Annotated in this window: 30 protein-coding genes; 17 read left to right on the top strand and 13 right to left on the bottom strand. The window is 58.8% G+C overall.

Annotated features, from left to right (window positions below):
- Positions 1 to 225 precede the first annotated feature (225 nt).
- From ACR0J0_RS03075 to rpiA, 7 genes are all read right to left on the bottom strand, one after another.
- Positions 226 to 1662 carry a Do family serine endopeptidase gene (locus ACR0J0_RS03075; protein WP_480661911.1) on the bottom strand — a complete coding sequence of 479 codons (1437 nt, stop codon included), beginning with the start codon at positions 1660 to 1662 and terminating at the stop codon, positions 226 to 228.
- A 185-nt stretch (positions 1663 to 1847) separates the two neighbouring features.
- A complete protein-coding gene (locus tag ACR0J0_RS03070) occupies positions 1848 to 2042 on the bottom strand; it encodes a DUF2065 domain-containing protein (RefSeq protein ID WP_480661245.1) in 195 nt (64 codons plus the stop codon).
- Entirely contained in the window at positions 2042 to 2920 is an 879-nt protein-coding gene (gene hflC, locus ACR0J0_RS03065) for a protease modulator HflC (protein ID WP_480661244.1), read from the bottom strand. The genes ACR0J0_RS03070 and hflC overlap by 1 nt, the downstream gene beginning before the upstream one ends.
- Complete coding sequence (gene hflK, locus ACR0J0_RS03060; RefSeq protein WP_480661243.1) at positions 2920 to 4062, bottom strand: FtsH protease activity modulator HflK; 1143 nt, start codon at positions 4060 to 4062, stop codon at positions 2920 to 2922. The genes hflC and hflK overlap by 1 nt, the downstream gene beginning before the upstream one ends.
- A gap of 72 nt (positions 4063 to 4134) precedes the next feature.
- Complete coding sequence (gene gor / locus ACR0J0_RS03055) at positions 4135 to 5493, bottom strand: glutathione-disulfide reductase (protein WP_480661242.1); 1359 nt, start codon at positions 5491 to 5493, stop codon at positions 4135 to 4137.
- Positions 5494 to 5552: 59 nt separating this feature from the next.
- A complete protein-coding gene (locus ACR0J0_RS03050; protein ID WP_480661241.1) occupies positions 5553 to 6047 on the bottom strand; it encodes a hypothetical protein in 495 nt (164 codons plus the stop codon).
- Between the two features lie 54 nt (positions 6048 to 6101).
- The gene (gene rpiA, locus ACR0J0_RS03045) at positions 6102 to 6887 is read right to left on the bottom strand and encodes a ribose-5-phosphate isomerase RpiA (protein ID WP_480661240.1); all 786 of its coding nucleotides are present in this window, start codon (positions 6885 to 6887) and stop codon (positions 6102 to 6104) included.
- Positions 6888 to 7054: 167 nt separating this feature from the next.
- On the opposite strand from rpiA, the gene ACR0J0_RS03040 reads away from it, so the two are divergent.
- Genes ACR0J0_RS03040 through ACR0J0_RS03025 form a run of 4 tightly spaced genes read left to right on the top strand, consistent with a single transcriptional unit; the run spans position 7055 to position 10521 of the window.
- Positions 7055 to 7756 carry a glutathione S-transferase family protein gene (locus ACR0J0_RS03040; RefSeq protein ID WP_480661909.1) on the top strand — a complete coding sequence of 234 codons (702 nt, stop codon included), beginning with the start codon at positions 7055 to 7057 and terminating at the stop codon, positions 7754 to 7756.
- A gap of 1 nt (position 7757) precedes the next feature.
- Positions 7758 to 9131 (top strand): L-serine ammonia-lyase, encoded by a 1374-nt coding sequence (locus ACR0J0_RS03035; RefSeq protein ID WP_480661239.1) that lies wholly within the window; start codon positions 7758 to 7760, stop codon positions 9129 to 9131.
- Positions 9132 to 9155: 24 nt separating this feature from the next.
- Positions 9156 to 9566, top strand: a complete 411-nt coding sequence (locus tag ACR0J0_RS03030; RefSeq protein ID WP_480661238.1) for a GFA family protein — start codon at positions 9156 to 9158, stop codon at positions 9564 to 9566.
- A 40-nt stretch (positions 9567 to 9606) separates the two neighbouring features.
- Positions 9607 to 10521, top strand: coding sequence for a DMT family transporter (locus ACR0J0_RS03025; protein WP_480661237.1), 915 nt, complete (start codon positions 9607 to 9609; stop codon positions 10519 to 10521).
- Here the strand turns inward: ACR0J0_RS03025 and ACR0J0_RS03020 are convergent.
- Positions 10466 to 11173: a thiamine diphosphokinase gene (locus ACR0J0_RS03020; protein ID WP_480661236.1), complete on the bottom strand. Its 708-nt coding sequence runs from the start codon at positions 11171 to 11173 to the stop codon at positions 10466 to 10468. The genes ACR0J0_RS03025 and ACR0J0_RS03020 overlap by 56 nt on opposite strands.
- 122 nt (positions 11174 to 11295) lie before the next feature.
- Between ACR0J0_RS03020 and ACR0J0_RS03015 the strand changes: the two genes are divergently transcribed.
- Together ACR0J0_RS03015 and ACR0J0_RS03010 are read left to right on the top strand one after the other, a co-directional pair.
- Positions 11296 to 12954, top strand: a complete 1659-nt coding sequence (locus ACR0J0_RS03015; RefSeq protein WP_480661235.1) for a hypothetical protein — start codon at positions 11296 to 11298, stop codon at positions 12952 to 12954.
- 188 nt (positions 12955 to 13142) lie between these two features.
- The gene (locus ACR0J0_RS03010) at positions 13143 to 13706 is read left to right on the top strand and encodes an N-acetyltransferase family protein (protein ID WP_480661234.1); all 564 of its coding nucleotides are present in this window, start codon (positions 13143 to 13145) and stop codon (positions 13704 to 13706) included.
- 11 nt (positions 13707 to 13717) lie between these two features.
- Here ACR0J0_RS03010 and ACR0J0_RS03005 read toward each other — a convergent pair whose 3' ends face one another.
- The 5 genes from ACR0J0_RS03005 to nthA form a co-directional block, all read right to left on the bottom strand.
- Entirely contained in the window at positions 13718 to 13960 is a 243-nt protein-coding gene (locus ACR0J0_RS03005) for a DUF2842 domain-containing protein (RefSeq protein ID WP_480661233.1), read from the bottom strand.
- Positions 13960 to 15255: an adenylosuccinate synthase gene (locus ACR0J0_RS03000; protein ID WP_480661232.1), complete on the bottom strand. Its 1296-nt coding sequence runs from the start codon at positions 15253 to 15255 to the stop codon at positions 13960 to 13962. The genes ACR0J0_RS03005 and ACR0J0_RS03000 overlap by 1 nt, the downstream gene beginning before the upstream one ends.
- Before the next feature lie 210 nt (positions 15256 to 15465).
- Positions 15466 to 15801 (bottom strand): nitrile hydratase accessory protein, encoded by a 336-nt coding sequence (locus ACR0J0_RS02995; protein WP_480661231.1) that lies wholly within the window; start codon positions 15799 to 15801, stop codon positions 15466 to 15468.
- Complete coding sequence (gene nthB / locus ACR0J0_RS02990; protein ID WP_480661230.1) at positions 15798 to 16475, bottom strand: nitrile hydratase subunit beta; 678 nt, start codon at positions 16473 to 16475, stop codon at positions 15798 to 15800. Before nthB ends, ACR0J0_RS02995 begins: the two co-directional genes overlap by 4 nt.
- Complete coding sequence (gene nthA, locus ACR0J0_RS02985) at positions 16472 to 17086, bottom strand: nitrile hydratase subunit alpha (protein WP_480661229.1); 615 nt, start codon at positions 17084 to 17086, stop codon at positions 16472 to 16474. The genes nthB and nthA overlap by 4 nt, the downstream gene beginning before the upstream one ends.
- A gap of 150 nt (positions 17087 to 17236) precedes the next feature.
- Between nthA and secG the strand changes: the two genes are divergently transcribed.
- From secG to ACR0J0_RS02930, 11 genes are all read left to right on the top strand, one after another.
- Positions 17237 to 17602: a preprotein translocase subunit SecG gene (secG, locus tag ACR0J0_RS02980; protein ID WP_480661228.1), complete on the top strand. Its 366-nt coding sequence runs from the start codon at positions 17237 to 17239 to the stop codon at positions 17600 to 17602.
- 158 nt (positions 17603 to 17760) lie between these two features.
- Positions 17761 to 19404, top strand: coding sequence for a CTP synthase (locus tag ACR0J0_RS02975; protein ID WP_480661227.1), 1644 nt, complete (start codon positions 17761 to 17763; stop codon positions 19402 to 19404).
- Positions 19405 to 19506: 102 nt separating this feature from the next.
- A complete protein-coding gene (locus ACR0J0_RS02970; protein ID WP_480661226.1) occupies positions 19507 to 20283 on the top strand; it encodes an isocitrate lyase/PEP mutase family protein in 777 nt (258 codons plus the stop codon).
- Positions 20284 to 20397: 114 nt separating this feature from the next.
- Positions 20398 to 20847, top strand: a complete 450-nt coding sequence (locus ACR0J0_RS02965) for a tellurite resistance TerB family protein (protein ID WP_480661225.1) — start codon at positions 20398 to 20400, stop codon at positions 20845 to 20847.
- 20 nt (positions 20848 to 20867) lie between these two features.
- Positions 20868 to 21305: a tellurite resistance TerB family protein gene (locus ACR0J0_RS02960; RefSeq protein ID WP_480661224.1), complete on the top strand. Its 438-nt coding sequence runs from the start codon at positions 20868 to 20870 to the stop codon at positions 21303 to 21305.
- Positions 21302 to 22054, top strand: coding sequence for a phosphate/phosphite/phosphonate ABC transporter substrate-binding protein (locus ACR0J0_RS02955; RefSeq protein WP_480661223.1), 753 nt, complete (start codon positions 21302 to 21304; stop codon positions 22052 to 22054). The genes ACR0J0_RS02960 and ACR0J0_RS02955 overlap by 4 nt, the downstream gene beginning before the upstream one ends.
- Positions 22055 to 22179: 125 nt before the next feature.
- Positions 22180 to 22956 (top strand): ABC transporter ATP-binding protein, encoded by a 777-nt coding sequence (locus tag ACR0J0_RS02950; RefSeq protein ID WP_480661222.1) that lies wholly within the window; start codon positions 22180 to 22182, stop codon positions 22954 to 22956.
- Positions 22957 to 22988: 32 nt separating this feature from the next.
- Positions 22989 to 23702 (top strand): transporter substrate-binding domain-containing protein, encoded by a 714-nt coding sequence (locus ACR0J0_RS02945; RefSeq protein WP_480661221.1) that lies wholly within the window; start codon positions 22989 to 22991, stop codon positions 23700 to 23702.
- A gap of 72 nt (positions 23703 to 23774) precedes the next feature.
- Positions 23775 to 24662 carry an ABC transporter permease gene (locus ACR0J0_RS02940; RefSeq protein WP_480661907.1) on the top strand — a complete coding sequence of 296 codons (888 nt, stop codon included), beginning with the start codon at positions 23775 to 23777 and terminating at the stop codon, positions 24660 to 24662.
- Positions 24659 to 25465, top strand: a complete 807-nt coding sequence (locus ACR0J0_RS02935; protein WP_480661220.1) for an ABC transporter permease — start codon at positions 24659 to 24661, stop codon at positions 25463 to 25465. The genes ACR0J0_RS02940 and ACR0J0_RS02935 overlap by 4 nt, the downstream gene beginning before the upstream one ends.
- Before the next feature lie 420 nt (positions 25466 to 25885).
- Entirely contained in the window at positions 25886 to 26125 is a 240-nt protein-coding gene (locus ACR0J0_RS02930) for a hypothetical protein (protein WP_480661219.1), read from the top strand.
- Positions 26126 to 26208: the final 83 nt, after the last annotated feature.

The following is a 26208-nucleotide window of genomic DNA, read 5'->3' as shown; positions in this document are numbered from 1 at the left end:
CGAGAGCTTGTGACCTCCTTCACATACGAAAGGCGGCGCAATAGCTATGTTGAGAAGCGTTACCGTAGGAGGTCAGAGAATCATCCCCGATATCTGTCCACTGGCCTCTCCCTGTACCAGAGCCACGCGCCTCCCCGGCGTGTGGCTCACTTGCTTTCAGCGGCGCCAGAATTGAAAGGGCCGGAGCAATTGCCCCGGCCCTTTCACAACAATTGAAGTGGTGCGTTACTCGCCCAGGCTCAGCGCAACAAAGCGTGGGTCACCCCCGCGTCGCACCAGCAACAGCAGAGATTTACGTCCAGCCTCACGCGCTTCTTCCATGCGCGCCTCAAGGTCTTCAATCGACGTCACCTTTTGCTGACCGGCTTCGGTGATCAGATCACCGGCGCGCAGGCCCTTGGAAAAGGCTTCCGAGGCTTCGTCAACTTCGGTGACGACCAACCCTTCGGCATCCTCTTCAAGACCAAGATCCGTGCGCAGCGTGTCGGTCAGCGGCGAGATGGTCAGGCCCAGAATGTCGGCGTTTTCTTCGGTCGGAGCCTCAGAGGTTTCGTCATCGCCGTCTTCTGCCCGCTCGGCGTCCTCACGACGGCCCAGCGTGACCAGAACCGTCTGTGTGCCACCGTCACGATGGACCACGACGCGCACCGATTTGCCGACCGTTGTCTCGCCGACCTGACGTACCAGGCCGCGCGTATCTTCGACTTCGACCCCATCAAAGCTGAGGATCACGTCACCGGCAAGCAGCCCGGCATCCTTGGCCGGCCCGTCCGGCACATCGCTGATCAGCGCGCCGCCGGGTTTGTCCAATCCCATCGCCTCGGCCATATCCTCGGTCACGTCCTGAATGCGCACGCCCAACCAACCGCGCCGGGTTTCACCGAACTCACGCAGTTGATCGACCACCTTCACAACGACATTGGATGCCATCGAGAAGCCAATCCCGATCGAACCGCCATTGGGCGATAGGATCGCAGTGTTCACGCCGATCACCTCGCCGTCCATATTGAACAGCGGACCGCCCGAGTTGCCCCGGTTGATTGCCGCGTCTGTCTGGATGTAATCGTCATATGATCCGCTCAGCGCACGGTTCCGCGCCGAAACAATACCAGCGGAAACCGAAAAACCCTGACCCAGCGGGTTGCCCATGGCGATGACCCAATCTCCGACGCGTGCAATATCGCTGTCGCCGAATTGCACATACTGCAGCGGGCTTGAAGCTTCGACCTTGAGCAGCGCGATATCGGTTTTCTCGTCGGTGCCGATCACTTTGGCAGGCAGCTCTTTCTTGGGCTGGCCATCGCCGGGGAAGAATTCGATCAGAATCTCATCCGCTTCCGCAATAACGTGATTGTTGGTGACGATATAGCCGTCCTCTGAAATCACGAAACCAGAGCCCAAAGCGTTGCTGCGACGCGGGCGGTTGCCTTCATCGCCGTTGCGGTCCTGAAACTCGCGGAAGAAATCCTCGAACGGGGATCCCTCGGGTACGATTCCCTGCGGTCCAGTCTGGCCCTCGATCAACGTGGAAGTTGTGATATTGACCACAGCCGGGCTGATCTTTTCCGCCAGAGGCGCCAGGCTTTCGCCCCGCGCCTGGGCCGAGACGGTCTGAGCCAGAACAAGCATCATCCCTACGAAGACCAGCCACATCAACCGCATTAAACCAACACCCTCGTCCTGCCGGACCGAAATACTGCGTGCTTGTGCCTGCACTTGGGAACTCCTTGTCAACAAATCTTGCCGAACCGCCCGCAGGCAGCCTTTCTTAGGAACCAATGTAGTCAGTTTGTCCAAGCCCGCAACTCGGGATCGCGGGGAAATCACCGGCAATTGAGGTGACAGTATCAAAACCCGACCTGATACGCGCCCCAAAGCAGCACCAGACCGGTCACGACACACAAAAGCCCGGTCAGCCGCCGGGCCTGTTCGGGGATGGAGCGCAACGCCTCCAACATACGCTCAATAAGCGAAGGGGCCAGCGCGTAGGCCAGCCCCTCGACAATCAGTACCAGCCCAAAGGCCAGAAGGATCAGTCCCATTACCGGCCCGCCTGCCCGGTGGGTGACTTCAGGTAATTGAAGAACTCGGAATCCGGGCTCAGCACCATCGAGCTGTTTCCGCCCTGCAGAGCGTTCTCATACGCGCTCAGCGAACGGTAGAACTCAAAAAACTCTGGGTCCGCGCCATAGGCTTCGGCAAAGATTGCGTTGCGTTCGGCGTCAGCCTCACCGCGGATGATCTCGGCCTCACGATTGGCATCCGACACCAGTTCAACCACGGTCCGGTCAGCCTGCGCGCGGACGCGCTGCGCGGCTTCGTTACCACGGGCGCGTTCGTCGGTCGCCTCACGTTCCCGTTCGGCTTTCATCCGGTCGAACGTCGCCTCGAGGTTGGCTTGTGGCAGGTCGGTGGCCTTCAAACGCACGTCGATCACGTTCACGCCCAGCGCCTGCGCTTCGGCAATTGCACTGTTCCGGATACGCAGCATCAGCGCGGCACGGTCCGAGCTGAGGATATCGCGGGACGATACCGAACCCAGAACCTCACGCGTTTCAGCGCGCAGGATACGGTCAAGGCGGTCTTCGGCGACAGGAATGCCGCCTACACCAACGGCCTGACGGAACCGGTTCAGGTCCGAGATCCGGTAGCGGGCAAAGGCATCAACAACCAGACGACGGTCGTCCAAAGGCGTAACCTCCAGCGGTTGAACGTCGATGGACAGGATTCGGTCGTCATAGCGGACAACTTCCTGAATCACCGGAATCTTGAATGCCAGACCGGGTTCTTCTTTTACGGCCACGACGCGACCAAACTGCAGGACCAGCGCGCGTTCACGCTCGTCCACAATGAAGATCGAAGACAACCCGACAACGCCAAGGATCACGACGAGGATAAGAATGATAGGTGACTTACGCATCAGTTGCTCCCCTCGGCCTGGTTGCGGCGCAGTTCGTTCAGCGGCAGATAAGGCACGACGCCCTGCCCCTGACCGGTCGAGTTTTCGTCAAGAATGATCTTGTCCACGTCACCCAGAACCTGCTCCATCCGCTCAAGATAGAGGCGTTTGCGGGTCACGTCCGGGGCTTTGGAGTATTCCTCCAGCACCGCGCTAAAGCGGCTGGCTTCACCCTGCGCGCTGTTGATCTGCTGGGCGCGATACGCCTCGGCTTCTTCCAGAACCTGTGCAGCTTCACCGCGCGCTTCCGCCAAAACGCGGTTCGCATAGGCGTCGGCCACGTTCTGAAGACGGTCACGTTCCTGTGCAGCGGCCTGAACGTCGCGGAATGCGGCAATCACGTCCTGCGGCGGATCGGCCTTGTCAAAGTTCACGCGTACGATGTTTATGCCTGAATCATAACTGTCCATTGTGGATTGGATCAGTTCCTGCAGCCGGTCCGCGATGACACCACGATCCCGGTTCAGGATCGGGGCCAGTTCGCTTTGCGCAATGATTTCGCGCATCGCCGATTCCGAAACCGCTCGGATTGTTTGACGCGGGTCCCGCAGATTGAAGAGGAATCTAGCCGGGTCGCTGATGTTCCAGACGACCTGATAGTCAATGTCGACCACGTTTTCGTCACCGGTCAGCATCAGACCATCGTCGCTGCCACGCGTGCCGCCCATGTCTTCGGTTTGTTCACGGGTGACCGGGATGACTTCAGCAGTCACAAAGGGCCATGGGGCAAAGTTCAGACCCGGATTGCCGACGGCCGAGAACTCGCCCAGGAACAGCTCAACGGACTGTTCTTCGGGCTTGACGGTATAGAAGCTGGCTGCGCCCCAAAGCACAGCCGCAACAACCACACCGATCAGCACAGTGCCTTTGGTAAAGATGGGACCGCCCCCACCTGCACCCTGACCGCCGCCACGGCCCGAACCGCCGCGGCCGCCCATCAGGACGCGCAGTTGCTCTTGACCCTTCTTCATCAGCTCATCGATCTCGGGGATCTGCGGGCCGTCGCCTTCGGGGGGCTTGCGCCCGTCCCCGTTGTCACCCCGATTTCCTCCGCCTCCGGATGAGCCTCCGCCCCCCCAGGGGCCACCGCTGTTGCCCGCCATATGTATCAATTCCTTCGTGTTGGACCGTGTGATCACGGGTTCCCTTGTAACTTGTGTGCGCGCGGTTGCAAATCAAGCAGTGCGCACAGGTTGCCGCATTGTCACCAGTTCTTCGGCCATTACCGGGTGAACGGCAACCGTTCGGTCGAAATCTTCCTTGGTTGCGCCCATCTTGACGGCAATACCCGCCAGCTGGATCATCTCGCCCGCGCCGGGTGCAACTATGTGGCAGCCCAGAACCTTGCGGGTCGCCTTGCTGACGATCAGCTTCATCAGCACGCGCTGTGTTCCACCGGCAAACGCCTTTTGCATCGGCTTGAACGAAGTCGCATAAACGTCAATCGGTTCCTGTGCCGCTGCGTCTTCTTCACTGAGGCCCACCGTGCCGAATTCCGGCTGCGTAAAGATCGCGGTCGGGATCAGTTCGTGATCCACCGGTGTGGGGTTGCCCTTGAACACGGTTTCTACAAATGCCATGCCTTCACGGATTGCCACGGGCGTCAGGTTCACGCGATCAGTGACGTCCCCGATGGCATAGATCGACGGCACGCCAGTCTGACTGTACTCATCCACCACGATCTCACCTTTGCGGCCACGCTCAACGCCCAGCGCCTCAAGGCCCAGATTGTCAGCGTTCGGAGCGCGCCCAGTCGCATACATCACGAGGTCGAACTGATCCTCGGTGCCGTCGGTGGCTTTGACGCGGATCTTGTCACCCACTTTGGTCATCTCCAGCACATTGGTGCCCAAGCGAACGTCGATGCCGTTCTGGCGCATTTCTTCGCAGATCAGACCGCGCGCTTCTTCGTCAAAGCCGCGCAGGATTTGCGCGCCACGATAAAACTGAGTGGTCTTCACCCCCATCCCGTTCATAATCCCGGCGAACTCGCTGGCGATGTAACCGCCGCCGACAATCAGGATGCTTTCCGGCAGCTTGTCGAGGTGGAAGATTTCGTTCGACGTGATCGCCAGGTCCGATCCCGGGAATTCGGGCACGACCGGACGACCGCCGGTAGCGATCAGGATGTGCTTGGCCGTCTTACATGTGCCGTCGGCCAGCTCGACCGTGTGGGCATCAACAACAGTGGCACGCTGATCAAAGCTTTCGACACCGTTGTTCTTCAGGATATTGCGATAGATGCCTTCCAGTCGGTCCAGTTCGGCCACCAGTTTGCCGTGGAAGGTTTTCCAGTCCAGCGCGCCGGGCTGAATGTCCCAGCCATAGGCCTGCGCATCGCCCACCATGCCCGAGAACTCGCTGGCAAAGACCATCAGCTTTTTGGGCACACAGCCCCGGATGACGCAAGTACCGCCATAGCGATCCTCTTCCGCCAGCGCCACCTTGGCTCCGTTCTCGCCGGCTGCAACACGCGCGGCGCGAACCCCGCCTGAACCTCCGCCGATGACGAACAGATCATAGTCAAAGCTCATTTGTCCTGCCTCTTCCAAACTTCAGCAATCGCCACAAAGACGTTGCAAAGGGGTGTACTCTATCTCGCGCTGCTGTCCATAGCCTTCCGATTGGCAAGCTGAGCCTCCCAGAGGGCATCCAAATCCGGCCAATATTGACGCAACGCGTTGATGAACTCGTCAGATATGCTCTGCGGTATGCCTTTCAACGGAAAATCCGCGAAGCTGTGGTCGTTTCGAAGGCGAATACAGATTGTTCGGGCTGGAATAGGCGCCCACCGTTTAACCCGCAGAACCTCAATCGCCCTTAATTCACTCCAGCCGCAGGATACTAATTCACACAGTCCGCCCGGCTTCTTGTAAGCAAAACATAGCCCCTCGGGTGCGACAGAGGCTACGATATCTGTCCTGCGTAACAATTGAACCAAATAGATAAGGATGCTCACAGCCAGAATGCCAAACGTCAAATCATAGAAAAAAGCGATTGGACCTTCCGAGCGCGGTGCGTACCTGAAGTAGGCAATCGGCATCAGCCCCAGCAACGTAGCCCCGCCGCCCCTGACCATCAAACGCATAGATCGCGTCAGCCGAGTTTCCCTGACCAAATAGGTCGGTCCCGCATCCAACCCTTAGTCCGCCAGATCCGAAAACAGGTTCTCTCCGCCCCCGACCAACTGGTCCAGCTCGATCGTTCCTTCGTTAATATCGCGCAACTCGACCCGGCCATCGCCGTGGCCGATCACAACTTTGTCACAGATGTCGATGAATAACCCGTTCTCGACCACACCCGGCACCTGGTTCAACACCAGCGCCAGTTGCCGGGGGTTTCCGATGCGCTGAAGGTGAAGGTCAAGGATGTGGTTACCCTCATCGGTGACAAACGGCGCCTCTCCGTTCATACGCAGCGCGCCAGAGGTGCCCAGCACATCCATCGTATCCAGCGCCTCTTCGATCAGGGTCCGCGTGGTTTGCCACCCAAATGGGATCACCTCGACCGGCAAAGGGAACGCACCCAGCGTTTCGACCTCTTTTCCTGCATCCGCAATCACCACCATCTGGTCGCTGGCCGTTGCGACGATCTTTTCCTGCAGATGCGCGCCACCGCCGCCCTTGATCAGGTTCAGGTCGCCGTCGAACTCATCCGCGCCGTCGATGGTCAGGTCCAGCCAGCCGGCCTGATCCAGCGAGACGACCTCGATCCCCAGTTCACGCGCCAGTTGCGCGGTGCGGGTCGACGTTGGAACGCCCTTGATCCGCAATCCTTCGTCCTGCACCCGTTCACCCAAACGCCGAACCATCCAGGCGGCAGTCGATCCGGTGCCCAGCCCGACGCGCATTCCGTCCTGAACCATTTCGGCGGCACGGCGCGCAGCTACATATTTGGCCTTGTCGATGGGTGACAGATCTCCGGTCATGGCAACATTCCCCTATAGTACCAAGGGACTTATACGAAATGCTCTGCTCAACTGCGAGCGCCAATTCGCCCGTCGCCTGAGCTAAGATGACGCAAAAATACGCGTTTCCGATTGGAAACGTCGCAATCGGCGCGTTGGACACCGAAGCTAGTGTATACATACACCCCATGAACGCGCCTTACAGACTGCACTATGCCCCCGACAACGCCTCCCTGGTGATCAGACTGGTGCTGGAAGAGATGGGCCTGTCGTTTGAAACGGCGCTGGTGGATCGTCGGCAAAACGCGCAGGACGGTCCGGCCTACAGGGCGCTAAACCCAAACGGTCTGATCCCGGTTCTCGAAACACCGCAAGGCCCAATCTTTGAGACGGCGGCGATCCTGTTATGGCTGTCCGATACGCACGGCCAGATGGCGCCTGCCCTGGACAGCCCGGATCGGGCAGCGTTCCTAAAGTGGCTCTTTTTTGCCTCGAACACGCTGCACGCGGATCTGCGCGTTCTGTTCTACGCCGAAAAATACATCGAAGCGGCGCAAGCCGACACATTGCGTCACGGTATCCGCCCCCGGCTGCGCCGGCATCTTCGGGTTCTTGATGACGTAGCCCGTAAAGCACCCAACTGGTTGCACACCGACCAGCCTTCGGTGCTGACCTACTACATTGCCTGCCAGATGCGTTGGATGGCCCTTTATCCGGCCCGAGCTGATCGCAGTTGGTATCAATTGGCGGATACGCCTTATCTGCAAACCATTCTGACGCACCTAGAAAACCGCCCCGCAACCCGGGCTGCCATCTCGGCAGAGGGGTTGGGGGTTACCCCCTTCACCAGTCCAGCTTACGCTAAACCTCCAGAAGGCTCTGCTACCTGATATGTTCCTGTCTGTCTTCGATATGTTCAAAGTGGGCATCGGCCCGTCCTCGTCACACACCATGGGGCCTATGGTTGCCGCCGCACGGTTCCTGGACCTGATGCGCGAGTCTCCGTTTGAATTTGCGGGACTACGCGGATCGTTGCACGGGTCACTGGCCTTTACCGGGGTCGGTCACGCAACCGATCGCGCCACAATCCTTGGGCTGGCGGGGTTTGTGCCCGACACCTATGACAACGACAAGGCCGAGGCCGCACTGGCCGCTATCGCCAAAACACACTCCGTCACGCCCGAGGGGCTGCCGACCCTGAAGTTCGATCCGAAAAACGATCTGATCTTCGACTACGATCACAACCTGCCCGGCCACGCCAACGGGATGATCCTGATGGCCACCGACGCGCAAGGCGACGTGATCCTGCGTCAGGTCTACTACTCCGTCGGCGGCGGCTTTGTCCTGACCGAAGAAGAATTGGCCGAGGGCAAGGCCACCAACGACGGACCGCCCGTGCCCTTCCCGTTCCATTCGGCAGCCGAAATGCTGGAGATGGCCAAGACAAGCGGCAAGAGCATTGCCCAGATGAAGCGCGAGAACGAAATCGCACGCGGCTGCGCTGACAGTTTCGCCAAAGGCACTGCACGCCTTTGGGAGGTCATGAACAACTGCATCGAACGCGGTCTGAAGACCGACGGCATCCTGCCCGGCGGGCTAAATGTACGCCGTCGCGCCAAAGGCATTCACGACGCGCTGTTGGCCGAGCGCGGCATGAACCTGAACGCGCCGCACACCATTAACGATTGGATGAGCGTCTATGCGATGGCAGTTAACGAGGAAAACGCTGCGGGCGGGCAAGTCGTCACCGCTCCCACCAACGGGGCGGCGGGAACAATGCCTGCCGTGCTACGCTATTACCTCGATCATGTGCCGGGTGCCTCGGAAAGCCATATCGAGGACTTTTTGCTGACGGCAGCCGCCATTGGCGGTCTGGTCAAGTACAACGCGTCGATCTCGGGCGCTGAGGCGGGTTGTCAGGCCGAGGTCGGCAGCGCCTCGGCCATGGCAGCGGCGGGGCTGTGCGCCGTGATGGGCGGAACGCCCGAGCAGGTGGAGAATGCGGCAGAGATCGCGCTGGAGCATCATCTGGGCATGACCTGTGACCCGGTTGCCGGTTTGGTGCAGGTGCCTTGCATCGAACGTAACGGGCTGGCGGCGATCAAGGCTGTCTCGGCAGCGTCGCTGGCGCTGCGCGGCGATGGGAAACACTTCGTGCCGCTGGACGCGGTAATCGAAACCATGCGCCAGACCGGGCATGATATGCACGAGAAATACAAGGAAACGTCTCTGGGCGGACTGGCGGTGAACGTGCCAAACTGCTGACAAAGACAGCAACGGAGGACAACGATGCGAGGGCATTGCCTGTGCGGCACCATCCGGTACGAAGTTGATCCTCCGGTCCTGTCCTGCGTGAGCTGCCATTGCGACAGCTGCCGCAGGCAATGCGCTGCCCCGATGACGACCTATTTCGGCGTGCGGGACGGGCAATGGCGCTGGACGGGAGAACTGCCAAAGACCTTCAACTCATCCCCTGGGGTCGAGCGCAGCTTTTGCCCCAATTGCGGAACGCCGATCTCGTTCCGCTCACAATCCATGTCAGACGTGCTGCACCTGTATGTCGCCACGCTGGAAGACCCCAACCAGCTGCAGCCGACACTGCATGTCGCCCACGAAGAAAGGCTGACATGGCTGAAACTGGATGACGACCTGCCTGTTTGCATCGGGCCGGACTACACCAAGGTTCAGCCCCTGCCCTAAGCGCTTTCAACCGACTGACAAAACCCGTAGCGTCGCGGGTATGACACAGGACCGTCCCGTATTCGGCATCTTCTTGATGCTATGCTTTTGCGTGCTCGCGCCGCTGGGCGATTCAATTGCCAAGCTGTTGGGCGAGACGACCCCGGTCGGCATTCTGGTCTTCATTCGTTTTGCTGTTCAGGCGCTGATTCTGATTCCGCTGGTAGCACTGACTAGTCGGCCCTGGCGCATGAGCAGGCGCATCCTGCGGCTTGCAATCATCCGCACGGTTCTGCACATCCTCGGCATCGCAGCAATGTTCAGTGCGCTTCTGTACCTGCCGCTGGCGGATGCGGTTGCCATCGCATTTGTTATGCCCTTCATCATGTTGCTGCTTGGAAAATACGTGTTGGGCGAAGAGGTCGGCATGCGTCGCCTGATCGCCTGCATTGTCGGCTTCGGTGGTACTTTGCTGGTCATTCAGCCCAGCTTTATTCAGGTCGGTGCAGCCGCCCTTTTGCCCTTGGGCGTTGCTGTGGTCTTCTCATTGTTCATGTTGGTGACGCGTCAGATCGCAAAAGAGACCGACCCAATTGCGCTGCAAGCCGTGTCCGGGGTGATCGCGACGGTCCTGCTGCTGCCTGTTCTGATAGCTGGAACGCATGGCGGAGTTTGGCAGCTGTCCCTTGTGGTGCCCGCAAGCGACAGCCACCTCCTGCTCATCGGGATAGGTGTGTTGGGAACAGTCGCGCATTTGTTCATGACCTGGTCGTTGCGGTATGCGCCGTCGGCCACTCTGGCCCCCATGCAATACCTTGAGATCCCGGTTGCAACGTTTTTTGGTTGGCTGATCTTCCATGACCTGCCGAATGGCCTGGCAGCAATGGGCATCGGCATCACCGTCGCGGCGGGCCTTTATGTCATTCTTCGCGAGCGGGCCAGTGCCCGATCTGTCCCGACAGAAACGCCTGCGTGACCTGATCCAAAGCGTAACGTGGCACCATAACCAGCATCCCCGGCGCGTCCGCAGTTAGCTCGACCTCGGCCAATGCCCGGTTGGACGTGCCGATCTGCCCGCCGGGTTCCATCACAAGATCGTCGATCGGCCACTCCAGCCCCCGGCTCGTTCCGGTTACCCGTCGAAACGGAAACAAGGAAACCGCGTCCCCCGGCGTTATGCTGAGGGCAATCCGGGGTGGCGCATGGAAAACCACCTCACGTTCACCCAAAAGGACGCAGGGCCGATCCTGTCTTTCAATCAGCGTGTTGAGCACCGCGAGTTGATGATCCAGCCGCCCGCCCAGAAAACCGACACCCAGCACAAGAGGCGCGTCGATGCTGCGCAGCGCCTTGTCGAAATCCGTACTGTCTTGTTCACGTATCGGAAACAGACGGTCCGGCGGTATCCGGTCTTTGTGCCGATTTTGAAGCGAATCGAAATCACCAATCACCGCATCCGGAATACGACCTGATTCCACCAGCGGGGCTGCCCCGCCATCGGCGGCCACAACCGTTTCGGCGCGAATCGTCACCAGATTCAGGTCCTCCGGGCCAATTTGACCGCCGCCAACCAGCGCAATTGGCTCGTTTGACCGCACAATTGACTGTTTTTTTCTAAGATTGATCATTTTTTCCGGATTTGGACACATTGAGACCACAAAATGATAGGTTCATGCATAGAGTTCCGAGCCAATGCGTGTGCCTGCACAAGGCTGGTTGGCTCTCGTAGTTTGTAGAGGACGTGCGTCTGATGGTACAGAATAACAAGGTATTGACCGTTTCTTATGGAACCTTCTCCTGCACATTGGAAGGTTTTGACGATTCATTCGAAACGATGAAAGCCATTGCCGAATACTTCCGTGATCTTGCTGCCGATGATCGTTACTTCGGTTCAGAGCCACCGCAGCCGGACGCCGAAATGCTGACACGGATAGCGCAACGCGAAGCCTCGAAACATGTAGAAGCCAGCCAAAGCGACTCGGGCCTGCTGCTGCGCGCGACCCAGCCAGCGGCTGCGCCCGCGCCCGCGGCGGTTTCGCCAACTGCACAACCCGAACCAACGCACCTCAGCAACACGCCGCCCGCTCAGGGGTCCGCATCCTTCTTTGCCGACGCCGAGCCAGTCGAAAACGCTCCGCCCCCAGCGGCGGATAGCATCGCCGCCAAACTGCAGCGCATTCGCGCCGTTGTGTCCCATTCCGAGGAAAATTCGGTCATTTATGCCGAAGACGAAGAAACAAACCTGGTCAACCAACCAGCCGCCCCCATGGACGCAGTCGCAGCCGCGTTTGAGGCCGGCTCGCTCGAATCCTCGGACTTGACCGATACGACCGAAGCGAAAACAGAAGACACCGTGGAAGCGGTGACCGAGGCGACGACTTCAACGTTCGCAGCGGAAGACACCGATAACATCGTCACCCCACCGGAGCCGGAGATACAGGCCGAAGAAGACGACACCGCCGAGGAGCCGATTGAACCGACCCAATCGTTCGCCATGGGTGCGGGTACCGAGTACGAGGACGAAGAAGAAACACCCTCTCCATCCGTTCTGTTCACTGATCTTGAGGAAAGCACAGACGCAGATGAGGCCGGCAATATTCTGGGCGAAGAGGCCGAGGGTGAGCAAACCGACGAAGTCGCCGAAACCAGAGAGGGCTATCTGACCGCCGAGGATGAGACGAACGTGCTCCGCGAAATCTCGAAGGTTGAGGCCACGATGGCGAGTCTTACATCGCATTCCTCGTCTGACGAGACCGCTCTGGATCAGGACATGTCGCGTCTGATGGACAAGGCAGACGTTCAGATGGACGATCCAGCCACCAACAAGCAGCGCGAAACCTATTCGCATCTGCGCTCGGCTGTCGCTGCGACCGAAGCTGAACGCGCAGATCAAAACAAGGCAGACGATGACTCGGTTGAAAGCGGCTATCGCGGCGATCTGACTTCGGTCGTCAGCCCGCGCCGTCCGGAAATCCAGGTCACCAGCATGCGCCCGCAGTCGGATACGTCCACGCCGCTGAAGCTGGTGGCGGAACAGCGCGTCGACACCAATGAGCAAGACGCAGGACCGGTGACCCCCCGTCGCGTGACTTCGAGTTCGGAAGAGGAGACCAGCGAGGAAGGTGGTTTTGCCCTGTTCGCTCAGGAGCAAGGCGCTCAGTCGTTGCCCGATCTTCTGGAGGCCGCCGCAGCGTATTTGTCATTCATCGAAGGTCAGGAACAGTTTTCGCGCCCGCAACTGATGAACAAGATCCGCTCGCTCAAGCAGGACGACTTCAATCGCGAAGAAAGCCTGCGCTCTTTCGGTCAGCTGCTGCGTGACGGCAAGATCGAGAAAGCCGGTGGCGGTCGTTTCGCGGCATCCACGCAGATCGGGTTCCGCCCCGATGATGAGCGCGCCGCGGGTTAAAACCACTCACGAAACGTCAAGTTTAGGGGCCGAGGTTAACTTTTGGCCCCTTTTTTTGTGCGCCTTGGTCCAATAGCCTCAGGAAAGCTGGCTCCGCTTGCCTGCCGCCTATGCTGCGCTGCAGAAAAATGGTAGAATCAATAGGGTCTGAGTTTCCCTGATACCCACGTTCAAGCAGAGGCTGCGCCATGTACGAACTACCGATCCGTCGTCTGCGAATTTTCGACAAATCCAAAATCGTCAGCCATTTCAGAAGCCTGGACCAAGAAACTCTGAAATCGCGTTTTGGTATCCCGGTCGATCCGGAATTCGTGGAATTCTACTTGTCCGGGTTGTTTGACAACGCCGCTTTGGTCTTCGGCGCATTCCCCGATTCCCACCTGCGCGGCGTGGGTGAGCTACACATCGTCCCCGACAGCCGAAACAACGTGGCCGAGGCAGCGTTTACTGTTGAACCTGCATGGCAGGATCAAGGAGTGGGCGATGCTCTGTTGTCGCGGATCATAACAGCGGCTCGTAACCGCGGGATACGTGAAGTCCATATGCTGTGCTTGGCTACGAACCAAAAGATGCGGCGGCTGGCGCTGAAGCACAAAGCGGATCTGAACCTCATCACCGGGCAGGTAGAGGCGACCGTCGCCGCCCCCTGGCCCACCCCATTCAGCCTGGCCGAAGAGATTTCGGGTGAATATCATGCGATGGCTCGTGCCATCCTAAGCTGGCCGCAAACAGAGGCGAAAGATGCGGGATAAGGAAAACCGGATCAGTCCTGCGACTGATCCGGGTCTTCTTTTCCGACGCCCTTGAAGACGAATTTGAAGGGCAAGGCCCACAGGATGCCTAGCACCACGTAAACCAGAAGCTCCAGCCAGATCGGCGGACGGTCGAGCCAGTTCACGACCGTCACCACCGCCACAATGTACAGCGGCAGACCAATCAGCAGCAGCACCAGCGACCAGCGGCGGCGCGCCTTGTAACTGAGGCCGCTTTTCTGCCCCTCACCCATCAGTCGGCGAACGGGTCGGTCACCAGAATGGTGTCGTCCCGCTCCGGGCTGGTGGATAGCAATGCGACGGGGCATTCGATCAGTTCTTCAACGCGGCGCACGTATTTGATGGCGTTTGCGGGAAGATCCGCCCAACTGCGTGCACCTTCGGTGGATTCGCTCCAGCCCTGCATTTCTTCGTAGATCGGTGTACAGCGCGCCTGCTGGTCGGCGGCAGTCGGCAGATAATCCAGACGTTCGCCGTCCAGCTCATACGCGACGCAGATCTTCAGGGTTTCGAACCCGTCCAGAACGTCCAGCTTGGTCAGCGAGATGCCGTTCACGCCGCTGGTCGCACAGGTCTGGCGCACAAGGCAGGCGTCAAACCAACCGCAACGACGCTTGCGCCCCGTCGTGGTTCCGAACTCGTGCCCACGTTCGCCGAGGCGTTGACCGTCGTCGTCGTCCAACTCGGTCGGGAACGGTCCCTCGCCCACGCGGGTTGTGTAGGCTTTGACGATGCCCAGAACGAAATCGATAGACCCCGGCCCGATACCGACACCTGTGGCGGCCTGACCCGCGATGACATTCGACGATGTCACAAAAGGATAGGTACCAAAGTCAATGTCCAACAGCGCGCCCTGCGCCCCTTCGAACAGGATACGCTTACCGGCTTTGCGCTTTTCGTTCAGCACTTTCCAGACCGGTGCCGCGAAGGGCAGGATTTCTGCCGCAACTTCTTTCAGCTGAGCGATCAACGCGTCCCGGTCGACAGGCTCAATACCCAGACCTTTGCGCAAAGGGTCATGGTGTTGCAGCGCCCGGTCAACACGCGCTTCAAGCGTCGCTTCATCCGCAAGGTCAGCTACACGCACAGAGCGGCGGCCAACCTTGTCTTCGTAGGCCGGGCCGATACCGCGGCCGGTGGTTCCAATTTTGGTGCCCTTGCTGGCAGCTTCTTCGCGGGCGCGATCCAGTTCGCCGTGAATGGGCAGGATCAGGGGGGTGTTTTCCGCAATCATCAGCGTCTCGGGCGAGATGTCGACGCCCTGCGCCCGGATAGTTCCGATCTCTTTGATCAGATGCCATGGGTCCAGAACGACGCCATTGCCGATAACGCTCAGCTTACCACCGCGCACAACGCCCGAGGGCAGCGCGTGCAGCTTGTAGACCTCACCATCGATGACCAGTGTATGACCGGCGTTATGTCCGCCCTGAAAGCGTGCAATCACGTCTGCCCGCTCGCTGAGCCAATCGACGATCTTGCCTTTTCCTTCGTCACCCCACTGGGCGCCGACAACAACCACATTGGCCATATCAGGTCCTTTTGCGCTGAGTTATCAAACTCGGCTCGTATAACGGGGGGAATGCGGTAGGGAAACCGGTAATTCGACGCATGCTGCAATCGCGCTTCGCACGATGCCTCCGGCGGAAGTGTTTTTGACCAGATGAAGCCCGGATCCCTTGTTCATCTGGCTGAAAATACCTTGGGGGAGCGCCCGCAAGGGCGGCGGGGGCAGTGCCCCCTACGCCTTGGCCAACCGCACCGGCTGCCCGTGTGGCGTGGTCAGATAAGCCTCTTCCCATCTGTCGCGCAGTTGGCTGACATCATCGGAGGCTGCAGCCCCCTGCTCGGCCAATAGCGCCTCGAGCGTTTCGAGCCACGCGAAAAAGTAGTCGTCGCCGCCATTTAGTTCGCGGTGCAGCCCGTGACGTTTCAGGGTAGCCGAGAACCGAGTTGCCCAATCCGGCCAGCCTAATCGCCCTGCCTCATTCAAAGCGACCGTCACAGCGAATACCTGCGCGTGCCAGGGCTCGGCGAAAACCGGTTCGGGCGCGGTATGGTTAAGACAAGTGCTCATGCGGGCTCCAGATAGCTTTGCCAGAGGTCCAGAACGACTTCGTCCTTTGAATGCTCGGGGTTTGCCCAAAGCTCGGACGCGGGGAAGGCCACGGCATAAAGTGGCTCGGGGACTTCGCCCAACCTATGCGCATTTGAGTCCGGCAGCACATGCGTTCCATGCACCCTTAGGATGCGGCCTTGCGCTCCGGCGGCATACATAGGCAACCGGGTGTGCCCGCCGTCGACAAGGCGGTTTGCTGCCGGGTTAGCGGTCACAACCTCTTGCCCAACTTCGAATTTCACCGGAACGTCCGAGGGACGATCTGCCGGCCCGCCGCTAGCCAATACACCGGCAACGGCTTCAGCCCTCAAAGCGCGGCCTGCCAGCGGGTGTGAGTCGTCACCCGCCTGGCCGCGCAAATCCTTTTCGGTCAGCACGCCAGTTTCGACCAACAGATCGGCCAGAGCTGAAATCCACTTCTCGTAATATGAGAACCGCGTGTAGTCCTTGGGCGACAGACGCTCGCGCGCGTGACGTTTTACGTCGATATTCCACTGACCCAACGAGTCTGCGGCCACCGTCACTGCCAACGCTCTAGCGTGCCAATCTTCTGCGAAGTTCGGAGCGTCTTCGGGCTCAGGGCATACAGGCCCGTCGCCGAACCGCCCACCCATGTCGTGAACGCGGGTCATGAGGGCACCTTTGGCAATCCGGTGCCGATCATGCTGTCGCGGGTAACCAGAGCGGCCAGTTCCTCGTCACTGAGGCCATCTGTTGCCTCGGGGCGCATCGGGAGAACGAGGTACCGCACCTCGGCAGTCGAATCCCAAACACGAACCGAAGTCGTTTCAGGTAAGCTCACCCCGAAATCTGCCAGCACTTTGCGCGGCTCACGCACGGCCCGGGCGCGGTAGGCGTCGGATTTGTACCAACCTGGTGGAATACCCAGCAGCGGCCATGGGTAGCAGCTACACAAGGTGCACACGACCATATTGTGCTGGTCGGGCGTGTTCTCGACCACCACCATGTGTTCGCCCTGGCGCCCATAATAGCCAAGATCCGCAATGACTGGCGTGGCATCTTTGAGCAGAGCGGCCTTGAAGTCCGGATCAACCCAAGCCTTGGCAACAACGCGCGCGCCATTCTGGGGACCGATCTTGTTCTGATAGGTGTCGATTATCTCATCCAGCGCGGCCGGATCGATCAGGCCCTTCCGGGTCAGAATCGTTTCCAGCGCCTTGACGCGCAACGCGGGTTCAGGCGGCAAATGGGCGTGCGGGTGGTCATGATCGTCATGTGGCATGGCCGCAGCCTGCGCGAGGTGCAGGCTTGCTGTCCAGTCCCTTTACCGTGATCTGGAACATCACCGTTCTTGATGCCAACTCATCCCTTGCCCCCGATGGCAAACTTGCATAGATACCACGCGATACACGCCACGCTGTACAGGAACACCATGGAAAACGTCGTTCTCATCATCCATCTCCTCCTGGCCCTGGGCCTGATTGCCGTTGTTCTGATGCAGCGGTCCGAAGGCGGTGGCCTTGGCATGGGTGGCGGTGGTGGCGGTGCTATGACCGGTCGCGCCGCAGCGACTGCTCTGGGCAAGGTGACCTGGATTCTGGCCGCATGTTTCATCGTGACTTCGATCACGCTGACCATTCTGGCCGCACAGAAGTCCTCGGGCAGCTCGGTGATCGACCGTTTGGGCGTTCCGGCCCCTGCGGCGACCGAAGAAAGCACACCGGCGGTGCCGTCGGCTGATGATCTGCTGCCTCCGGCAGAAGGCGACAACGCGCCGCTGATCCCGCAGGCCAACTGATCCACAAAACCTAGAAACCTGAAAGAGGACTGCAACAGCATCTTGCGGTTCTCTTGCGCTATTGGCGCGAATCCTTTATACGTGAAGTCCCGTGATGCAGCGGTTTTTCGGAACCGCCGGGCAGCTGATTTTGACGTCTCACGGGAGCAGCCGAAAACATGGCGCGTTTTATTTTCATCACTGGTGGTGTGGTTTCATCCTTGGGCAAAGGACTGGCTTCGGCGGCTTTGGGCGCGCTGTTGCAGGCCCGGGGATATTCGGTGCGTCTGCGCAAGCTGGACCCCTATCTGAACGTGGATCCGGGTACGATGTCGCCGTTTGAACATGGCGAAGTGTTCGTGACCGACGACGGGGCCGAGACCGATCTGGACCTCGGCCACTATGAACGTTTCACAGGTGTTGCCGCCCGCAAGACCGACTCGGTCAGCTCGGGCCGGATTTATTCCAACGTGTTGGAAAAGGAACGCCGCGGCGATTACCTTGGCAAGACCATTCAGGTAATCCCGCACGTCACCAACGAAATCAAAGACTTCATCGCCATTGGCGAAGATGAGGTCGATTTCATGCTCTGCGAAATCGGCGGCACCGTAGGCGACATCGAAGGCTTGCCCTTCTTCGAGGCCATCCGTCAGTTCAGTCAGGACAAGCCGCGCGGTCAATGCCTGTTTATGCACCTGACACTGCTGCCTTATATCAAAGCGTCTGGCGAGCTGAAAACCAAACCGACCCAGCACTCGGTGAAAGAGCTGCGCTCGATCGGACTGGCTCCTGATATTCTGGTTTGCCGGTCCGAGGGTCCGATCCCCACCAAGGAACGCGAGAAGCTGGCGCTGTTCTGTAATGTCCGCCCCGACAGCGTTATCGCAGCACAGGACCTCAGCACCATCTATGATGCCCCGCTGGCCTATCACCGCGAAGGCTTGGATCAGGCCGTTCTGGACGCGTTCCAGATCAGCCCCGCACCCAAGCCCGATCTGGCGAAATGGGAAGACGTCAGCGACCGTATCCACAATGCGGAAGGTGAAGTGAAAGTTGCCATCGTCGGCAAATACACTCAGTTGGAAGACGCCTATAAGTCGATTGCCGAGGCCCTGACCCACGGCGGCATGGCCAACCGCGTTAAGGTCAAGGTTGAATGGGTTGATGCCGAGGTGTTCGACAAAGAAGACGTTGCGCCGCATCTTGAAGGGTTCCATGCGATCCTCGTCCCCGGCGGATTTGGCGAGCGTGGTACCGAAGGCAAGATCAAGGCGGCGCAATACGCGCGCGAACATAAGGTTCCCTATCTTGGAATCTGCCTCGGCATGCAGATGGCTGTGATCGAAGCCGCGCGCAACGCTGCAGGGATCACTGAGGCCGGATCCGAGGAATTCGACCACGAAGCTGGTAAAAAGCGTTTCGAACCCGTTGTTTATCACCTCAAAGAGTGGGTACAGGGCAACCACAAGGTCGAACGCAAAGTCGGCGACGACAAGGGCGGCACCATGCGTCTTGGCGCATATGATGCCGTGTTGGCCGAAGGGTCCAAAGTGGCCGAAGTCTATGGTGGCCCCAATATCGAGGAACGTCACCGTCATCGGTACGAGGTCGATATCAAATACCGCGATAAGCTGGAAAAAGCTGGCCTGAATTTCTCGGGCATGTCGCCCGATGGCCGCCTGCCCGAGATTGTCGAATGGTCGGACCACCCGTGGTTCATCGGGGTGCAGTATCACCCCGAATTGAAGTCCAAACCGTTTGACCCCCATCCGCTGTTCCGCGACTTTGTGCGCGCAGCAAAAGATACATCGCGTCTGGTCTGATCACGGGCCGGTAACGGGATTGTACCCTTTGGCGCAAAACATCTTTACGCGCCGAGGGTTTGCACGGTTAACTGCCGCCATAACAGCGACAGGAGACCGGTCATGACAAACCAGACAACGCGCGCAGAAACCTTTGCCGCCCTGCATAAAAAGGGCGACCCGGTCATCCTCTACAACATCTGGGACGCAGGCAGCGCTGGGGCCGTGCGGGACGCCGGAGCCAAAGCAGTTGCGACAGGCAGCGCACCGGTGGCAATGGCGCAGGGGTTCAGCGACGGCCAGAACATCCCGATGGACGTTGCCCTGGATAACGTCCGCAGGATCGTTGGTGCCGTCGAAATTCCCGTAACTCTGGATTTCGAAGGGGCTTATGCCGAGGGCGTCGAGGGCATCATCAGCAATGTCCAGCGTGCGCTTGAGACAGGCGTCATTGGTTTCAACTTTGAAGATCAGGTCGTAGGCACGAAAGACCTGCATGACATCGAAACGCAGGCTGCCCGCGTCAGCGCGATGCGTGAAGGATGCGATGTTGCTGGTGTGCCCGCCTTTATTAATGCGCGAACGGACATCTTCCTGAAGGCCGCCCCGGAAACACATGATGAGGCCATGTTGGAGGATGCCATGGCCCGTGCCAAAGCTTATGCCGATGCAGGTGCCAATGGATTTTTCGCCCCGGGACTAAAAGACGAGGGAATGATCGCACGTCTTTGCGAATCGACCGAGTTGCCGGTGAATATCATCGCCTTGCCCGGCACGCCGGATACCGCGACGCTGGCGTCGCTGGGCGTCGCACGGATCAGCTATGGCCCTGTGCCGTACCGGCATATGCTGGGCTGGTTGCAGGAACAGGCAAAGCAGGCACTGCAAAAAGGCAATTGATCTTCTATACGATGTAATGCCCGACAAGCGAAAACCGGCAAAGTTGCGACCATTCATGGCTATGACGGGTGGTCAGCGCTTGGCGGTGCACAAAATATGGAATAACCTCGCGGTATGTTGAAAAAATTCCTCCAGGCTTTCCGCCCGCCACAACACGATCATTTGCCCGACCCGGATGCCGAGCTGGCGCTGGGTGCTTTGATGGTCCGCGTGGCGCAGGCGGATCGGGACTACAAGCTGGAAGAGATCAGCCTGATCGACCGCATTCTTGCGCGGCTTTACCAGCACAACGCGATCGAAGCTGCCAAGGTTCGGGCCACATGCGAAAAACTGCACGCAGCCGCACCTGAGACCGACACGTTTGGCAAACTGATCCGAGAGACCACCGATCTGCACGAACGCCTGGCTGCGCTGGACGCGTTGTGGGAAGTCGTTCTGGCCGACGGAAACTCGGACGAAGGCGAGATGAAGATCGTCGAGGAGGCCCGCATCGCTATGGGTCTGAGCTATAACGACAGTCAGGAAGCGCGAGAACGGGTGCAAAGGCGCTTGGAAGAGAAGTAGTCCCCTTCTATATCTTTCTCATGTTTAGCGATTTTCTGTCCCGGCTCACGCAGCCTCAGCCCGATCCACTTGCCGATGATGACGCCCGGTTGGCCCTGACGGCCCTTCTGGTGCGCATCGCCCGGTCCGACAATGACTATGCCGACAGCGAAATGGCCCGAATCGATAGGATTTCGGCCGAACGCTATGGTCTGTCGCCCTTCGAAGCGGCAGGCCTCCGCGCCCGCGCCGAGGATTTGGAGGCCGAAGCCCCCGACACAGTCCGTTTTACCCGCGCGATCAAAGAAGCCGTCGCATACGAAGACCGACTTGGAGTTGTGCAGGCCCTGTGGTCTGTGGTGCTTGCTGACGGGCATCGCACAGAGGAAGAGGACTCTCTGCTGCGTCTGGTTGTCAGTCTACTGGGGGTCAGCGACGTTGATTCGGCACTGGCCCGACAGAAGGCGGCCAAATCGTGATCGCGATGCTGGGCATGTACGACATGCCCGCTCTGCAACTGGCCAATGATCGGTTCTGGTCGTTGATTCGAGGCCATATTGGCTTCGGGCCGACGCATTTGACCCGAGGTGCCGACGTTTGGGACGTCTGGCACAGTCCCGACCTTGTCTTTGCCCAAACCTGCGGCATGCCCTATCGCACGCGCCTGCACGGCAAGGTGCAGCTTGTAGGCACGCCTGACTATGGGTTGCCTGAATGTCCTACGGGATACTACAGGTCCATTATCGTAGCCCGTCAGGACGATCCGCGCGATCTGGATCAATTGGCAGACGGTACGTTCGCCTATAACGAAGCGCTTTCACAGTCTGGCTGGGCAGCCCCCATGGTGCATCTGTCCCGACACAGCCACCTTCCCACGGCTGTTCTGGAAACTGGTGGCCACGCCCTGTCTGCAACCGCCGTTGCCGAGGGCCGCGCCGATTATGCTTCTTTGGATGCGCTGACTTGGGAGCTGCTCAAAGAGCATACGAATCTGGGTGGTGAACTGCGTGAAGTTGCGGGAACCCAACCTTCGCCTGCCCTGCCTTACATCACCGCCGCCAGGCAAGACGCGCCGGACATCGCCCGCGCGGTTCGCGCGGCCATCGATGACCTGTCGCTCGCAGACCGGAAGGTTCTGCATTTGAACGGTCTGATTGACATCCCCGCCGACCAATACTTGGCAGTTCCCAATCCGCCGCCCGGCGCGACCGAATTGCTCGATATGTAACCAATTTGGTCAGAACGTCTGGTCAATTTGACGGTTTCAGGCCCGTTCCGCGTCATTTGCGCATTGCATTGCGCAAAATTTTAAGCCCTAGTACCGCACCAACACCAATAACAACTGGACCACCCGTGACAGATTCCACTCCGGTCATCGAGATCAAGAACCTACACAAGAGCTTTGGCAATCTTGAGGTATTGAAAGGGGTGGATATTACCGCCAGACGCGGCGATGTCGTATCACTCATCGGCTCGTCAGGTTCCGGAAAGTCGACACTTTTGCGCTGCTGTAACCTCTTGGAGGACAGCCAGGAAGGTGAGATCCTGTTCAAGGGCGAACCTGTGCGCTGGACCGGAAACACGCATCACCGCCGTCCGGCCGATCCGAAACAGGTGCTGCGCATTCGCACGAATTTGTCGATGGTGTTCCAGCAATTCAACCTGTGGGCCCATATGACTATCCTGCAAAACGTGATGGAGGCCCCGGTGACCGTCATGGGCCGCGACAAGGACGAGGTTGAGGACAGTGCCCGCAAGTACCTGGAAAAGGTCGGTATCGGCGATAAGTGCGACGTCTATCCTGCGCAATTGTCAGGTGGTCAGCAGCAACGCGCCGCGATCGCCCGCGGTCTGTGCATGGAGCCCGAGGCCCTGTTGTTCGACGAACCGACCTCGGCGCTGGACCCTGAACTGGAACAGGAAGTTATCAAGGTGATAAAGGACTTGGCCGCCGAAGGCCGCACCATGATCATCGTGACGCACGATATGAAAATGGCCGCTGATATCTCAAGCCACGTCGTGTTCCTGCATCAAGGCCTCATCGAAGAAGAAGGTCTGCCCGAAGACATCTTCACGACCCCTGAATCCGCGCGGCTTCAGGGCTTTCTATCCGCCACCAAGGCGGCATAAATTCAGGACAGAACCAATAAGGGGAGTAACCAATGAAAAAACTGATTCTGACAACCGCTGCACTGGCGCTGAGCGCTGGGATGGCCATGGCCGACACTGTCCGCATGGGCACCGAGGGCGCCTACCCTCCGTGGAACTTCATCAATGACGCCGGCGAGATCGACGGCTTCGAGCGTGAACTGGGCGATGAGCTGTGCAAGCGTGCGAATCTGGAATGCGAGTGGGTCAAGAACGACTGGGACTCGATCATTCCGAACCTAGTGTCGGGCAACTATGACGTCATCATCGCGGGCATGTCGATCACCGACGAGCGGGACGAAGTGATTGATTTCACCCAAAACTACACGCCGCCGGATCCGTCGGCTTATGTTGCAACCTCGGACGACGTTGATGTCGCGAATGGCGTTGTTGCCGCGCAGACAGGCACCATTCAGGCTGCGTACATCGCGGAATCCGGTGCAACTCTGGTCGAGTTCGCCAGCCCCGAAGAAACGATTGCGGCTGTGCGCAACGGCGAAGCTGACGCCGTGCTGGCCGACAAGTCGTTCCTGGCACCGATCGCGGACGAAGACGCAGACCTGCGCTTTGTTGCCGAAGACGTCCCGCTGGGCGGTGGTGTCGGCATCGGTGTCCGCGAGTCGGACGGCGAGCTGAAAGAGAAGCTCAACGCAGCCATCCAGTCCATGAAGGACGACGGCAGCCTGAACGAGCTGATCACCAAGTGGGAAGTGTCATCGACCTTCTGATCTGAACCAGGTCGCGCGCCCTGATTACCGGGGCGCGCAGCCCCTGAGCCTTAGCACCTCAAGAGGCCCGCCATTTTCTCGTTTTGCACTGATCCCGATACGCTGGGCACGTTCCGCTGGTTTTCCTGCTATCTGACCAACGGCGTACACTGGTCGTTCTATCTGTCGTTCCTGAAGGTCCTGCTACTGCTGGCCGTCACCGCCCCCGTGGCATTGAGTTTTGGGTTCGTCGGCGCGATGGCCGCCCGATCACATATCCCGCCCGTCAGCTGGCTGGGCAAAGGTTACATCGCCATTGTAAGGGGCGTACCGGATATCGCCTTCTTCATGTTCTTCGTGATCGCACTGGATCAGGCCTTTGAATGGACGCGGCACAAGATTCTGTGCCCCGACTGGACGGACCCGATCCGTCAGGGCAACGACTTCATCGTATGCCAATCGGCAAAACTGCCGCTGAGTGCCGCACCGGAATGGGTGCATGAAACCTACGGTTTCTTCCTCGCGGTCATCACCTTCTCGATCGTTTTCGGTGCATTTGCGGCCAACGTACTTTTCGGCGGTATGCGCGCTGTTCCGCATGCGCAGCTTGAAACCGCCGAAGCCTATGGCATGACGCGCCGCCAGACCTTTTGGCGCATTCTGGTTCCGCAGATGTGGGTGTACGCCCTGCCCGGTCTGTCGAACCTGTGGATGGTGCTGATCAAGGCCACGCCGCTGCTGTTCCTGCTGGGCATCGAAGACATCGTCTATTGGGCCCGCGAGTTGGGCGGCACCAAGACCTCAAAATTCACACAATACCCCCACGGCGACTGGCGCATGTGGTACTTTCTGGCCCTGCTGATATTCTACCTCGGCATGACCCGTGCGTCAGAACTGGGGCTCGAAAAGTTGATGCGCCGCCTGTCCCATGGTCAGGCCACATCGGGCGGAGAGCTTCTGCGCAAGGAGACCACCGCATGAGCTGCATCCAAACCATCCAGGACTACGGCCTGCGCTCCATCGGCCTCGGCGAACGTCTGCTGCCACGCAACGACTTTACCCTGTGTGAACAGTTCACCCTGATCGGTTCAGGCATGATCTGGAACATCTATTTCGGCATCATGGCGCTGGCGACCGGGTTCTTTCTGGCCACCGCTGTGGCCCTGGGCAAGGCGTCCGCCAACAAGTGGCTGCGCAAACCGTCGGAATGGTTCATCTTTATCTTCCGCGGCTCTCCGCTTTTCATCCAGTTCTTCTTTGCCTACTTCTTCTTCCTGTCGTTGAAAAAGTCCTACCCCATGTTCGACGCTCTGACGTCGGCCTGGCTGGGGGCACTGATCGTTCTGTTCCTGAACACCGCAGCCTATTCGGGCGAAATCTTCTATGGCGCGCTGCGTTCGATCCCCAAGGGCGATATCGAGGCAGCCGATGCCTATGGCATGTCGGGCTGGTCGCGGTTCCGTCGCATCATCTGGCCGACCATGCTGCGTCTGGCATGGCCCGCCTACACGAACGAGGCGATCTTCCTGTTCCACGCCACCACACTGGTCTTTTTCTCGGCCTTCCCGGCCTGGCAACAACGCGGTGACGCGCTGTATTATGCCAGCTATTTCGCGGACAAAACGTTCAACCCGTTTATCCCCTACCCGATTCTCGCCTTCTATTTCATCTTGCTGACGCTGGTGATCGTCGGGGGGTTCGGGCTGGTCAACAAGCGATTGAACCGCCATTTGCCGGCGGCGCGAAAAGCCAAAATGCGGTTCCGTTTAAACCTGGCGCGCTGATCGCTCCCACAATGTTTTGATGAAAACGGGCTTGCGATTGCAGGTCCGTTTTTCTGACTTACGTAAACTGCCGGCGAGATCCCGATGTGGAGCCAATATTTGAGGAAGATGGTACCGCCTCCCTGGCTTGAACAGGGGACCTCTGGATCCACAAGAGACCCCGAACTTCGAGGGAATCTTCTGTATTTCAAATCACTAAATGAATCGGAAAAAACTTTGGGCAGCAATTTGGGCAGTAGATTTTGTAAGTACTTTTGTCATTGTTGTTTTAAATAGAGATCGCTTAAAGACTTGGTCACAATAAATGACAAAAATCTAAATTTTTCTGTTTAAAGACAAATATTTACGGACATTAACTCAGAGATATTTTGGTGGTTGGCTCTATTCATTGTCCATGTTTGAGGTGAAGAGTTGTCCAAAATGAAAACTCGCCTTTCCGGTGACCCGCGGATCGAAATCGTAAATGGAAACAGTTATTGGGTGCAGGCCTACTACACGCCTAGTGGCAAGAGGACGCGGGTCACGGCCAAATCCGCGCGGGCAGCAAAACAGTTGGCTAAGGAACGATTGGCAACAGAACTGCGCGACAAGGCAATCGCACACGGCTACACCACTTTTGAAAAATTCGCAGCGAAATACATTAGGGTCAGGGTGCATTGATTTTCAAAGCGCTGCGTGATTCACGGCTCGAAAACCGGAGCGGTGATATGAGCGACCTTTTCTGGCTGACTGCTGAGCAGATG

Source organism: Ruegeria sp. BF12 (assembly GCF_056538705.1).
This window is presented reverse-complemented; position numbering and strand designations above follow the sequence as displayed.

Coding starts and splice junctions, on each gene's coding strand:
- ACR0J0_RS03075 (WP_480661911.1), bottom strand. CDS start 1,662: ATGCGGTTGATGTGGCTGGTCTTCGTAGGGATGATGCTTGTTCTGGCT.
- ACR0J0_RS03070 (WP_480661245.1), bottom strand. CDS start 2,042: ATGGGACTGATCCTTCTGGCCTTTGGGCTGGTACTGATTGTCGAGGGG.
- hflC (WP_480661244.1), bottom strand. CDS start 2,920: ATGCGTAAGTCACCTATCATTCTTATCCTCGTCGTGATCCTTGGCGTT.
- hflK (WP_480661243.1), bottom strand. CDS start 4,062: ATGGCGGGCAACAGCGGTGGCCCCTGGGGGGGCGGAGGCTCATCCGGA.
- gor (WP_480661242.1), bottom strand. CDS start 5,493: ATGAGCTTTGACTATGATCTGTTCGTCATCGGCGGAGGTTCAGGCGGG.
- ACR0J0_RS03050 (WP_480661241.1), bottom strand. CDS start 6,047: ATGCGTTTGATGGTCAGGGGCGGCGGGGCTACGTTGCTGGGGCTGATG.
- rpiA (WP_480661240.1), bottom strand. CDS start 6,887: ATGACCGGAGATCTGTCACCCATCGACAAGGCCAAATATGTAGCTGCG.
- ACR0J0_RS03040 (WP_480661909.1), top strand. CDS start 7,055: ATGAACGCGCCTTACAGACTGCACTATGCCCCCGACAACGCCTCCCTG.
- ACR0J0_RS03035 (WP_480661239.1), top strand. CDS start 7,758: ATGTTCCTGTCTGTCTTCGATATGTTCAAAGTGGGCATCGGCCCGTCC.
- ACR0J0_RS03030 (WP_480661238.1), top strand. CDS start 9,156: ATGCGAGGGCATTGCCTGTGCGGCACCATCCGGTACGAAGTTGATCCT.
- ACR0J0_RS03025 (WP_480661237.1), top strand. CDS start 9,607: ATGACACAGGACCGTCCCGTATTCGGCATCTTCTTGATGCTATGCTTT.
- ACR0J0_RS03020 (WP_480661236.1), bottom strand. CDS start 11,173: ATGATCAATCTTAGAAAAAAACAGTCAATTGTGCGGTCAAACGAGCCA.
- ACR0J0_RS03015 (WP_480661235.1), top strand. CDS start 11,296: ATGGTACAGAATAACAAGGTATTGACCGTTTCTTATGGAACCTTCTCC.
- ACR0J0_RS03010 (WP_480661234.1), top strand. CDS start 13,143: ATGTACGAACTACCGATCCGTCGTCTGCGAATTTTCGACAAATCCAAA.
- ACR0J0_RS03005 (WP_480661233.1), bottom strand. CDS start 13,960: ATGGGTGAGGGGCAGAAAAGCGGCCTCAGTTACAAGGCGCGCCGCCGC.
- ACR0J0_RS03000 (WP_480661232.1), bottom strand. CDS start 15,255: ATGGCCAATGTGGTTGTTGTCGGCGCCCAGTGGGGTGACGAAGGAAAA.
- ACR0J0_RS02995 (WP_480661231.1), bottom strand. CDS start 15,801: ATGAGCACTTGTCTTAACCATACCGCGCCCGAACCGGTTTTCGCCGAG.
- nthB (WP_480661230.1), bottom strand. CDS start 16,475: ATGACCCGCGTTCACGACATGGGTGGGCGGTTCGGCGACGGGCCTGTA.
- nthA (WP_480661229.1), bottom strand. CDS start 17,086: ATGCCACATGACGATCATGACCACCCGCACGCCCATTTGCCGCCTGAA.
- secG (WP_480661228.1), top strand. CDS start 17,237: ATGGAAAACGTCGTTCTCATCATCCATCTCCTCCTGGCCCTGGGCCTG.
- ACR0J0_RS02975 (WP_480661227.1), top strand. CDS start 17,761: ATGGCGCGTTTTATTTTCATCACTGGTGGTGTGGTTTCATCCTTGGGC.
- ACR0J0_RS02970 (WP_480661226.1), top strand. CDS start 19,507: ATGACAAACCAGACAACGCGCGCAGAAACCTTTGCCGCCCTGCATAAA.
- ACR0J0_RS02965 (WP_480661225.1), top strand. CDS start 20,398: ATGTTGAAAAAATTCCTCCAGGCTTTCCGCCCGCCACAACACGATCAT.
- ACR0J0_RS02960 (WP_480661224.1), top strand. CDS start 20,868: ATGTTTAGCGATTTTCTGTCCCGGCTCACGCAGCCTCAGCCCGATCCA.
- ACR0J0_RS02945 (WP_480661221.1), top strand. CDS start 22,989: ATGAAAAAACTGATTCTGACAACCGCTGCACTGGCGCTGAGCGCTGGG.
- ACR0J0_RS02935 (WP_480661220.1), top strand. CDS start 24,659: ATGAGCTGCATCCAAACCATCCAGGACTACGGCCTGCGCTCCATCGGC.
- ACR0J0_RS02930 (WP_480661219.1), top strand. CDS start 25,886: ATGAAAACTCGCCTTTCCGGTGACCCGCGGATCGAAATCGTAAATGGA.